Below are 11,245 nucleotides of genomic sequence, written 5' to 3'. Positions count from 1 at the left end.
GCGTCCGACTTCCTTCAGATTCCACCTCACGGTGGACACCCTTGTCATTCACTAACAGTTCCTACTGCAAAGCCTGTAGTGGACTTTCACCACCAAGTTGTCGCCCATGCCGGGCGCACCAAAAAACAGCTCTGTGCACGTATTGTGCATAGAGCTGCCCCCTTTTAGGTAATTAAATCTGATACCCGGTCTCTCCTGTGTCCGCAGGTGATGATGTTTCAGTAGAATAGACTTATTCGTCTACGCTGACTTCGCCTTCTACAGTTCCTTCATCCAATAATGCTGAATCCATGAATTCCTGAGAAGCGAATGTCACGTCTCCTGTTACTGTAGCGTTGGATAGTTCGAATCCGTCTTCTTCTACGTATACGTCTCCGTCTACTGTACCTTCCTGAATACGGAAGTTTGGTGATTCAACAATCATTGTGCCGACAGATAGAGTGTACTCATTAGTTACATTACGATCTTCATCCTGGTCGTAAAGCGCCAGTTTGCGGTAAACATCTCCGTCTTCGTCATCCTTGTCGTAGAATGTACCTGCAACTGTCAAGTCTCCGTCGATAGTTACATCAGCTGTTATAGCAGTAATCCAGTTTCCGTCAGCACTTAGAGAAGCTTCAACTTCACTGGCATCATCTGTAATAGATGCAGCTGTTACAGCATCGCCATTGTCTCCGTTGTCGTCAGTATCTGCACCATTGTCACATGCTGCCAAAAATCCGCCTAGTGCTACTACTGCAGCGCCTGCAGCTAATTTCTTTTTCAAAATATCTATAATTATCCCTTACCTTTCCTGATGGAAATTTTATTGATCATAGAATGAACGGAGAAGAAGGAGAGAATGATTAATTCGGACAGTTCTTCCCCGACTCATTACTAATTATACTATACCTTACATTTGTGAAGCAGTCAACAATTCAACCCACTAAAATCATCTTAATTATTACTCATACGTTTATAATTACAGGGCTTATTTTTGTGAAATGTCAATCGCTTACTTTCTTATAAAAAAAGGAAAAACTTCAAAATATCCTATCTCATTTGTTTAATAAAAACTGCCCTTCTAACTAACATGTGTCAGATTGTTGAGTAATTGTTCACAGAGTCAATCTGTTCAGCAATGTGAAAGATGACCGCCCTATCTATCCTGGCGGTCATCCTGGAGTCAAAACTAGTCTACCCTAATATCGCCTGTAACTTCTGAATTCTCATCGATTTCTGATGATGCTTCAAATTCTTCACTTGCGAAGATCAAGTCTCCATCGATTGTTCCACCAACTAATTTAAATCCGTTAGCTTCTACATACACGTCTCCTACAAATGTACCATTCTGCAGACGGGTGTTTTCGTTCTGAATAGTGATGCTTGGGGCAGTCAGAGTAAAGGTTTCTGTTACGTTACGGTCGGCATCCTGAGCGTATAATGCAAGCTTACGTTCAGTTTCTCCTTTATTCTCGAAACCTTCTACCATAACGAGATCTTCATCAGTGGTGATATCATCTTCGAAAATAACGATCCAAGCTCCGTCACTGGATAACCCTTCGAGTAATGTATCTTCATCATTTACACGAACTTGAGTAGCGCCAGTTGTAACTTCAGCTTCTGTTTCTTCCACTTCTTCAGCCGGCTCCTCTGTTTCTGCAGCGTTGTCACAAGCAGCTAGTAACCCCCATGCTTGCTGTAATAAGTAATAATTTGTTCCACTTTGCCATTGTTGTTTCTCCTAATTAATTGTGATTTAATTCACATTAATCATAGCATGTTTCAACTTTATGTCAATTACATTTCAAGAAGAAAGCTCTAATATTTAAAAAAAATTAAGCTAAACTGCATAAATAAAAGCCTTGTCAGCACCAAACAACTGTGATTCGGTAACTTAACAAGACTTTGTTTTAAATGTTTTACATGTGAAGAAATCTTCTTTTTTATTTATCTAACTGCTTTTTCAGTTCTTCTTCTACTTTTTCAGGACCAGATACAGGAGAGAAACGTTCGATCACTGATTCCTGCGGCCCTATTAAAAACTTAGTATAGTTCCATTTAATCATCTTCCCGCCTGTCTGTTCTTTAAGATACTTGTACAAGGGGTGAGCGTCATTCCCGTTGACTTTGATTTTTTTAAATAATGGAAAAGTCACGCTATAGTTCATGGTACAGAATTCCTTTATTTCGTCATTTTCCAGCGGCTCCTGATTCATAAACTGGTCACAGGGGAATCCTAGTACCTGGACTCCCTTATCTTTGTACGCGTTGTATATACTCTGGAGCCCTTCAAGCTGCCCCACTAGACCGCACTTGCTGGCCGTATTGACAATAATCAGCCAGTTATCTCTATATTCATCCAGTGTCTGTTTCTTTCCTTCAATCGTTTCTACTTCAATATCATATAAATCCATGGGGCATTCTCCTTTAACTGTTGTGCTGAAAACTCGATGATCTGAGCAGACGCAGGCCGTTCAATATAACTAGTATCGTGCTGCCTTCGTGTCCAATGACTCCTAAAGGAAGATTGATCAGCTGCAGCAGATTCACTATGATCAGAAAAACAATCACGGCAATCGAAAATACAACATTCTGCATTATGATTCTGTTCAGGCGTCTGGACAGTTTATGACTATAAGACAGCTGCTGCAGATCATTTTTTACAAGCACCACGTCAGCAGCTTCCATAGCGAGATCCGTTCCCGCACCCATTGCAATTCCGATGGAGGCATTCGCCAGAGCCGGAGCATCGTTTATGCCATCGCCTACCATGACAATTGTGCCGTACCGTTTCTTCAGTTCCAGAATCAGTTCCGCTTTTTCGTCAGGTAGGCAGTTGGCTATCACCTCATCGACTCCTATCAATGAACCGATCGATTCACCTGTCGCCTGATTGTCTCCAGTTATCATGAGCGTCCTGATGTTGTGACTTTTAAAATAGTCTACTGTTTCTTTTGCTCCGGGAGCCGGGAGATCCAGTAAAGCAATATAGGCAGTCAGTTCATCATTTTTTGATACATACAAAACTGTCTTTCCCTCATTCTGTCTGTTCATTGCTTCAATTGCCAAGTAATCATCATCATTTTTAACAACAAATTCTTTCTTTCCTATTTTATATCTGTCTGTTCCGTCAACGCCTTCCATCCCTTTTCCTTCTACTTCATTGATCAGGTCAAAGTGGAACAGTCTGCCTTCCGTTTCAGCACTCAAATGATCGACAACTGCTCTCGCAAGGGGGTGGCTGGACTGTTTCTCCATAGCGACAACGACCTGCTGGATCTCCTTGCCATATGACTGATCATTAAATACCACATCCGTCACTTTCGGTGCTCCTTCAGTCAGAGTTCCGGTTTTATCAAATGCAACTGCGCTGATATGACTAAAATTCTCAAGGTAGGAACCGCCTTTATACAGCACGCCGTTTTTAGCTCCGTTAGAAATCGCCGATAAAGTGGCGGGACTGGCTGAAGCCATCAAAGCACAAGGTGAAGCAACAGTAAGCAGGACCATTCCTCTGTAAAATGATTCTGTGAAACCCCAACCAAGAATATAGAGAAAAACAAGAATCATGACTGGCACAAAAACTAGAACAATTTTTACATAATGCGTTTCTATCGACTGAATGAATGTTGCTGTCTGAGACGGTGTACCTTGCGCTTCATCAACCAGTCTGATTATTTTAGCGAAAAGTGTGTCTGAATAGTCAGTGGTCACACGAACCTTAATAGGCTGAGAAATATTCACAGTTCCCCCGATCACTACATCTTCCGCCTGCTTACTTACAGGGACCGATTCGCCTGAGACTGCTGATTCATCGATGAGCCCATACTGACTGATTAGCTGACCGTCTATAGGAATGGCAGCTCCCTTCGGAACAAGGACACAGTCACCTATTTCGAGAGCTTCAGTTTCGACTTCTTCAGTTCTGCCTTCTTTTGTGAGGCGGAGAGCTGTGTCAGGTGTAAGCTTCATCAGGTGAGAAATGGCATCTGTACTTTTATTTGTTGTGTAGATTTCAAGTGAGCCACTAAGTGAGAAAATGAAAATCAGCAGAGCACCTTCCAGCCAGAAACCGATGATCGATGCCCCTACTGCTGCGAGAACCATCAGAATATCAACATTGAGTGACCGGTTTCTTACCAGCTCCATTATGCCTTCTTTCCCCTGATAATACCCGCCAATGATAAAGGAACTGATAAAGAGGACGACATCCAACGGTCTCCAGTTATTATATGATGCAATGCCACCGAACAGGATCAGAAACCCACTGATCACGGTCAGAAGCATTGGCTTGTTATTTTTAAATAGTGCCTTCATATTAGTCACCCTCGTTTATGCTTTATATGTTAAAGATAGCACAATCTTTAGCAGGGACCCAGTGTATTCATTCAGATGAGAATGATACTATTTCTCATTATCCATAATCTTGCCATTATTACTAAAAAGACCTTTGACAGACATATGTATTTTCTGCCAAAGGTCCCATTTATTTTAACGTAATTCCGAAAGAAGTCTCCCACTTCTAAACGTATGGGTGCGAAGCACCAGTGAAAGTGGGAGATGAATGTCGGTCAAGCGATAGCTTGAATTTATTTTTCAAGACCTTTTCTTATTAGTTCGAGGATAGCTGCTGTTCTTGTCGGCAGTCCATTTTCTTTTTGATAGGCGTCTACTTTTTCTAAAATGATTTTTGGCATGCGTATTTCTACGCGTTCTTTGTCAGACATATGTTCACCCCCGACTTGATTGTACGGTATTTTTACAGTATAATCAAGTAGAAAACTAAAAGAGGAGGTGACAAATATGTTGAAAGCATACAAGTACAGATTATACCCAACCGAACAACAAAAAGACTATTTTGCGAACTGTTTCGGATGCGTCCGCTTCATCTACAACAAAATGCTCAGCGACAAAATCGACCACTACAAAGAAACGAAACAGATGCTCCACAATACACCGGCTCAGTACAAAAAAGAATTTTCATTTTTGAAAGAAGTGGACAGTCTAGCCTTGGCGAATGCCCAACAAAATCTGGAAAGAGCCTATAAAAACTTTTACCGAGACAAGTCCGTCGGTTTCCCGAAGTTCAAATCCAAACACAAGTCAAAAGCGAGTTATACCACCAATAACCAAGGCGGAAATATCCGAATGGAAAACGGAAAAATCAAACTTCCAAAAATTGGTTTCGTGAAACTGAAGCAACACAGAAAGTTTGAAGGAGTCATCAAGTCGTGCACCATTTCCATGAACAAGTCCGGAAAGTATTTCGTTTCTATTCTGGTGAAATCAGAAGAGGAGAAAATGGAAATCACCGAAAGGAAAATCGGGATTGATTTAGGCCTTTCGGATTTCGCTATCACTACCAACGATTTAGGTGAGATAAAGAAATACAAAAACCCCAAACATCTGTATAAATCAGAAAAGCAACTCAAGAAAGCCCAGCGTTCGTTGTTCCGCAAACAAAAAGGCGGTAAGAACCGAAACAAAGCCCGCTTGGTGGTTGCTAAGAAACACGAAAAAATCGCCAATCAACGGAAGGATTTCTTGCACAAACTATCCAAAAAGATTACAGACGAAAACCAAGTCATTGTAATAGAAACTCTGTCCAGTAAGAACCTGATGAAAAATCATAAACTGGCAAAAAGCATTGGTGATGCAGGATGGTATGAATTCGTCCGCCAATTAGAATATAAATCCAAGCAAAAAGGACGGACACTTATCAAAGCAGACCGATTCTATCCGTCTAGTCAGGTTTGTTCGAGTTGCGGACACCGAGACGGCAAGAAGCCGCTCAATATCCGGGAGTGGGACTGCCCGACATGCGGGGAATACCTTGACAGAGATATCAATGCCAGCAAAAACCTCTTGGCATTGGCCAAGTAAAAGAAAATCAATGAGGCAGGGACTGCCTTTTGAGCCTACCCCTATCCGATTCCTCTGTCTGTATGAAGTCTGTGCAGACAAGAATGGAGTTCGTAGGAAGCCCCCACTTCAAAATCCAAAGAATTTAAGTGGTGGGTAGTTCACTCTATAACATTAAAGGTAATAATGATGCCATTCGGGTCAGTTACTGACAAACTGTCCTGTTCCCGTTCGAAGGGATAACCGTTTTCTGACAGACGATCGGCCAGCTTATCAATATCTGTCCGGTCAGGCAGAACAAGCGTAAATTGACGTAGTCCCAAATCGCCGGATCGTCGCTTAGGTAAGCCACTACCTGCCCATGTGTTCATTCCAATATGATGGTGATAGTCTCCAGCAGCAATAAAACGTGCCTGAGCACCATACTTGTATTTCAAATCCATTCCAAGAGCATCAGTATAAAACTGCTCTGATTCTTTCAAGTCTGATACGGACAAGTGTATATGACCCACGACAGTTCCTTCAGGAAATAATGGAGATACTTTCTCATCCCGACTGTCCAGCACGCCGTGTGCATCCATCTGTTCTGTCACACCTGGAATCGTTCCGTCATCGTTGATCACCCACTCTTCTTTAGGCTTATCACGGTAAATCTCGATTCCATTGCCTTCAGGATCCTGCAGATATAACGCTTCGCTATAACCATGATCCGAAGCACCGGCAATTGCCACTTCATTTTTTAAAAGATTGTATAATGTATTTCCTAAATGCCTGCGCTCAGGAAGCAAAAAAGCGGTATGGAACAGACCTGCTTTCACTTCTAAGTTATCCTGACCTTGGGTTTCTTCAAGAATAAGCAGGACCTTTCCTGATTCTGCAATACCTAATTTTGATTGTGAGTCAGTTTTTTCAATCAGACTAAGTCCGACTGTATCAGTATAGTAACGCGTCATTTTATCCAGGTCTCTCACATTCAGTTCAGCATACCCTATTTCCATCAGTTTATTTATTCTACCCATCCTTATCCTCCTTTAATTTTACTTACTTTTATATAGTAACACGGATTCGGAATAAAATCATCTTCTTTTATATCTTCTTTGAGCAATCATCGCCAGCCTGATACGATTATATCTCTGAATAATAATAAATGGGACATTTACGATGATTGCATAGAACACCATGACAAAACCCGCCCAGACTGGATTCCACAAGAAAAACAATGGTGCAGGAAGAAGAAGCAGAAGATGAGTCAGTTCTGCCCTTTTCGTTTCCATTATAAACAGCTGCATTGTTTCTACTGTCGTATCAGCCAACTGTTTCTTCTTATAACCCATCTTGAAAAGTGAAGCACCATCCGGGAGTCTGTCTTTCCATTTGTGTACATAAAATACATTTCTCCAGAGCTTCCCCTTTTGTTCAAAGGACCGCTCTCTGAATAAGATGTCTGACGGGTGGTCAGGTCCAAAGTAACTGTAGGGGACTTTCAGGAGACCGAGTGAAATGCTCACGTGGAAAAAAAGCCATACTGCTATGTTTACCCACACTAACCTCAACAATCCTTTCTCCTTTCAGCCTAAAACTTTATTTCTCTGTTCCGCCATCTGACTCTTTTCAGTATTTTCACCTGAAAGACTGCCCAGAGATACAGAAACAGAAAGACTATGATATAAATTACCGGAAAGCCTGCTGTCCATAGCGGAAACTGACCGACTTTGTTCATCAGCCACCTGAACTGCACACAGTAAAAGAAATAGATCAGACCAGGAAGTAGAATACCTGCTGGTCCAAGGGTAACTAATGTCTCGATCAGTATAGTCGTCGACAGGCAAATCCCCGCTATCCACAACGCAATACTTAACAGAACTAAGGGGTGGGTCCCTTCCGATCCATGAAGCAGGCTTTTCGTCCAGCCACTGACCAGCTGACTGAAGCTTTCAGGAAACATCCGGAAATGGACAGTCTTCTTTCCACTGAACACATCAACAGGCAAGCCCGTTTCTTTATACCGTTTTGCCAGTTCGATGTCATCCATGTGGCTGTCCAGTATAGTCCTGTGCCCACCAACTTCTTCATAATGATTACGCGTCGTAAGCAGAAACGGGCCAAAAGCTCCTCTCTCTTCGATACTTTTGCCTAATAGGCTGAACCGATTGACCCCGGCCATGACCATGATATTTGGAACGATCGATGCTGTTTCGTAAACTTTTTTTATCTCATGAAAGGGTTGTATGGATAACAAGCCCTTGTCCTGTTGATTCAAATATTGATCAGCAACTGATTCAAGCGCCCGGTCATTGACAAAGTAGGTGTCGGCATCCAGGAAGAGCAGCCATTCTCCCTTTGCCTTTTCGGCTCCTATCCAGCAAGCTGCAGATTTTCCCCCTGATTCAAGTTTTGATTCTTCAGTGGACAATACTTTCGCATCGTGCGCTGCCGCAATCCTAGCTGTATCGTCTGTGGATTCATCATCCACAACAATAACTTCCAAAGCCTTATAAGTCTGTCTATTCAAGGACTTCAATAGGTTCGGCAGAGATTCTTCTTCGTCTCTGGCCGGGATAATGACAGAAAGTGCTGGCAGATTTCTGTCAGATTTGGTTAAAGGAATGGCGGGTATTTTAAACAAAAAGAAACACCCGCTCATCAGACCGATAGAAAGGAGCACGGCAAGTATTCCCTCACTCATCTGCGCACATCCTTTCTCTCAATATGATTACCAGCTGTTACTTGTCTTCATTTATGATGATGTTGGCGACTTGCTGCCCACTTAACGTGACCATCGGCATTCCGCCACCGGGGTTGACCGATCCTCCGGCAAAATAAAGGTTCTTGTACTGGTCACTTTTCTTAGGAAACTTGAACCCCTTGTTCTTTTTCCGGTCAGAAACAACACCGTAGATTGCGCCATGTGTAGAGTAATAAGTCTGTTCAATGTCCACAGGCGTCCACTGATCTTCAACTACAATATGTTTTCTCAAATCAGTCAGACCCATATGCTCCAGTTTGATCAGAACACGTTCTCTCAGCTGAGCATAATCAGCATCGGTAAACGGCCGATCCTGATTATAAGGAATATGCGGAAGGATCTTGATATTCTCATGTCCTTCAGGTGCCTGAGACGGGTCGGTCTTGTTGCTGTTTACAAGATAAATCGTTGGGTCCTCAGGCAATCCTTTATCTTTAAAGACTGTCTTGTAGTTACGCTTGGAGTTTTCAGAGAAGAAAAAGTTGTGATGAGCCAGCTGCGGGTAAGTCCGGTCGACACCAAGGTGAAGCACGAGGCCGGATGCTGCTGGTTCAAATGTCTCTTCCAGTTTATCTGTATGGGCGGCATCGACATTTAAAAGTCGCTTGTAGGTGGGAATAACTTCCATGTTTGAAACGATTTTATCAGCCCTGACATGCTCACCATTGCCAAGCTTTATACCTGTCACTTCATTCTCTTCATTCGTATCGATTGCTGTCACTTCAACACCTGTATGAAAGCTCACACCGACTTCTTTTCCAAGTTGGACTAAACCTTCAGCCAGCTTGTGCATGCCTCCGTCGACATACCAGAGTCCCATTTTCTTCTGTACGTATGCCAGAACATTCAAGACAGCCGGTGCTTCATCTGCAGAGGAACCGACATATTTAATGTAATACTTCAGCATGTCCCTCATGTAAGGATTTTTTACACGCTTATCAATACCTTGAGCCATTGTATGGAAATAATCGAACCCCTTCAATGCAGGGATAAGACCATGGTAATCAATGATGGATTTCAGATCATCCAGTCCTTTATTAAAATACCCTTCTTCAGTTGCCTCATATAATCGGCGAGTATAATCAAGATAATTGCGGTATTCCTGAAGGTCCGTATCACTTAACGCAGGATTCTTCTGCTTCATTTCATCCAGATCATTGTACAAATCAATGGTTGTCCCGTCAGTGAAGAACGAACGCCATTCCAGATCAAGTTGTCTGAGAGGCACATAGTCTGCCAGCTTTTTTCCGTTTCTTTTAAATAATTCATCAAAAATATGAGGCATGGTGAGAATAGATGGCCCGAGATCGAAGCCGAATCCTTCTTTTTCCAGCCTGTTCAGTTTGCCGCCCAGGTGACTGTTTTTTTCATACAAGGACACAGTATAGCCGTTTTGAGCCAGTGATATGGCAGATGACAATCCACCCAGTCCTCCACCGATGACTACGACCGTTTTCCCCTGATGGTTTACTTTCGTCATATTTTCTGCCTCATTCTTGTAAATTTTCTCTCTCACTTATCAAATTGCATCTTTACTTCTCTCAATATTCGCATTTTCATTATCATGGAAGTCTTGGTTCTCTTGGAAAAGCAGTCATAATTATTCTGTCTCACAGCGTCAAGTATTCCGCCGTATACTTTTGATGACAAGGCAACAGGATACTGACTATCCTTGTCAAAAAGATCTAATGATTTAGTGAAGTCCAGATAAAGCTGTTCAGCCCTTAAGGCAAGTGTTTCCCAAATACTGATAAATGATTCGTTGATCACTCCATCAGACAGATTCTGTTCAGTATAGTTAAACTTCTTCATTAAACCAGACGGCAGATAAATACGATGAATCTTCCGGTAGTCTTCTCCGACATCTCTTAATATGTTCGTCAGCTGCATAGCGACGCCTAAAGCGATTGCCTGCTCTTTTAACTCCTGATGGTTCTCAGTTGCTATGATCGGAAGAAGCATCAGACCAACAGATCCAGCTACATAGTAACTGTAAGCCTCCACTTCTTCCAGCGTCGAGGGCTGTTCGAAATGATAGTCCATTGCCTGCCCTTTCAGCTGATCATAAAATGGTTGAATCGGCATATCAAATCTGCTGAAGACATCTCTCAATGCGTGCCAGATCGGGTGGTCCGCTTCTCTCCCTTGCTCAAATCGGTTCAGTTCGCTGGTCAGCATAGCCAGTGCTTCAGCCTGCTGCTCTTTTGTTTCTGCTTCATCGATGCTGTCATCTGCCAAGCGACAGAAAGCATAAATGGCATACACTGCTTCAGCCTTATCTTTTGGCAGCTTCGAAAAAGCAAAATAAAAACTCTTGGACTGTTCTTTTATAATCTCTTCGCAGTAAGCATAGGCCTGATCTATGCCTGAAGAGTGTATCCGTTCTTTTTCGATACAAGCTCCTCCTCTAAAAAATATAAATGGTATAGAGAGTGTTCTTAAACTCTATTTCCATAACACTTGTCATTTACATTATTTAATTCATAGTAACATACTTCAAATATAATCAATATATGATACGCCACCAGGTATGTGTCAAGACTTTGGCGGAAACTTTTTTTCTAGAGATGGTAACTCTTCAATTTTAATATTAAAATGGCTCATTCTGTGTGTTTCATTACCCAAACATTTTCTTCAGTTGTCCCATTGGACTTG

11 protein-coding genes are annotated in these 11,245 nt (G+C 42.2%); 1 reads left to right on the top strand and 10 read right to left on the bottom strand.

The annotated features are described in order from the left end of the window. Positions 1 to 232: 232 nt before the first annotated feature. The 5 genes from ACYQ4S_RS08940 to ACYQ4S_RS08920 form a co-directional block, all read right to left on the bottom strand. Entirely contained in the window at positions 233 to 766 is a 534-nt protein-coding gene (locus ACYQ4S_RS08940; RefSeq protein ID WP_346025193.1) for a polymer-forming cytoskeletal protein, read from the bottom strand. 405 nt (positions 767 to 1,171) lie between these two features. Beyond that, positions 1,172 to 1,615 carry a polymer-forming cytoskeletal protein gene (locus ACYQ4S_RS08935; RefSeq protein ID WP_459770660.1) on the bottom strand — a complete coding sequence of 148 codons (444 nt, stop codon included), beginning with the start codon at positions 1,613 to 1,615 and terminating at the stop codon, positions 1,172 to 1,174. A 310-nt stretch (positions 1,616 to 1,925) separates the two neighbouring features. Then, positions 1,926 to 2,396, bottom strand: coding sequence for a glutathione peroxidase (locus tag ACYQ4S_RS08930; RefSeq protein WP_459770658.1), 471 nt, complete (start codon positions 2,394 to 2,396; stop codon positions 1,926 to 1,928). A gap of 13 nt (positions 2,397 to 2,409) precedes the next feature. Beyond that, positions 2,410 to 4,299 (bottom strand): heavy metal translocating P-type ATPase, encoded by a 1,890-nt coding sequence (locus ACYQ4S_RS08925; RefSeq protein ID WP_459770656.1) that lies wholly within the window; start codon positions 4,297 to 4,299, stop codon positions 2,410 to 2,412. A 272-nt stretch (positions 4,300 to 4,571) separates the two neighbouring features. Next, entirely contained in the window at positions 4,572 to 4,709 is a 138-nt protein-coding gene (locus ACYQ4S_RS08920; protein ID WP_176759613.1) for a ribbon-helix-helix domain-containing protein, read from the bottom strand. Between the two features lie 76 nt (positions 4,710 to 4,785). On the opposite strand from ACYQ4S_RS08920, the gene tnpB reads away from it, so the two are divergent. Next, positions 4,786 to 5,865, top strand: a complete 1,080-nt coding sequence (gene tnpB / locus ACYQ4S_RS08915) for an IS200/IS605 family element RNA-guided endonuclease TnpB (protein WP_459770654.1) — start codon at positions 4,786 to 4,788, stop codon at positions 5,863 to 5,865. Between the two features lie 140 nt (positions 5,866 to 6,005). Here tnpB and ACYQ4S_RS08910 read toward each other — a convergent pair whose 3' ends face one another. Genes ACYQ4S_RS08910 through ACYQ4S_RS08890 form a run of 5 tightly spaced genes read right to left on the bottom strand, consistent with a single transcriptional unit; the run spans position 6,006 to position 10,921 of the window. Continuing rightward, the gene (locus ACYQ4S_RS08910) at positions 6,006 to 6,863 is read right to left on the bottom strand and encodes a VOC family protein (RefSeq protein WP_459770652.1); all 858 of its coding nucleotides are present in this window, start codon (positions 6,861 to 6,863) and stop codon (positions 6,006 to 6,008) included. Between the two features lie 57 nt (positions 6,864 to 6,920). Then, entirely contained in the window at positions 6,921 to 7,388 is a 468-nt protein-coding gene (locus tag ACYQ4S_RS08905) for a glycosyl-4,4'-diaponeurosporenoate acyltransferase CrtO family protein (protein ID WP_459770663.1), read from the bottom strand. A gap of 29 nt (positions 7,389 to 7,417) precedes the next feature. Further along, positions 7,418 to 8,530: a glycosyltransferase family 2 protein gene (locus tag ACYQ4S_RS08900; protein ID WP_459770650.1), complete on the bottom strand. Its 1,113-nt coding sequence runs from the start codon at positions 8,528 to 8,530 to the stop codon at positions 7,418 to 7,420. A gap of 37 nt (positions 8,531 to 8,567) precedes the next feature. After that, the gene (locus tag ACYQ4S_RS08895; protein WP_459770648.1) at positions 8,568 to 10,070 is read right to left on the bottom strand and encodes a phytoene desaturase family protein; all 1,503 of its coding nucleotides are present in this window, start codon (positions 10,068 to 10,070) and stop codon (positions 8,568 to 8,570) included. A gap of 32 nt (positions 10,071 to 10,102) precedes the next feature. After that, positions 10,103 to 10,921 (bottom strand): phytoene/squalene synthase family protein, encoded by an 819-nt coding sequence (locus ACYQ4S_RS08890; RefSeq protein ID WP_459770661.1) that lies wholly within the window; start codon positions 10,919 to 10,921, stop codon positions 10,103 to 10,105. Positions 10,922 to 11,245 lie beyond the last annotated feature (324 nt).

Source organism: Alkalibacterium sp. s-m-28, assembly GCF_054658175.1.
The sequence above is the reverse complement of the archived record's forward strand: the minus strand, read 5'-3'. Positions and strand labels throughout refer to the sequence as shown.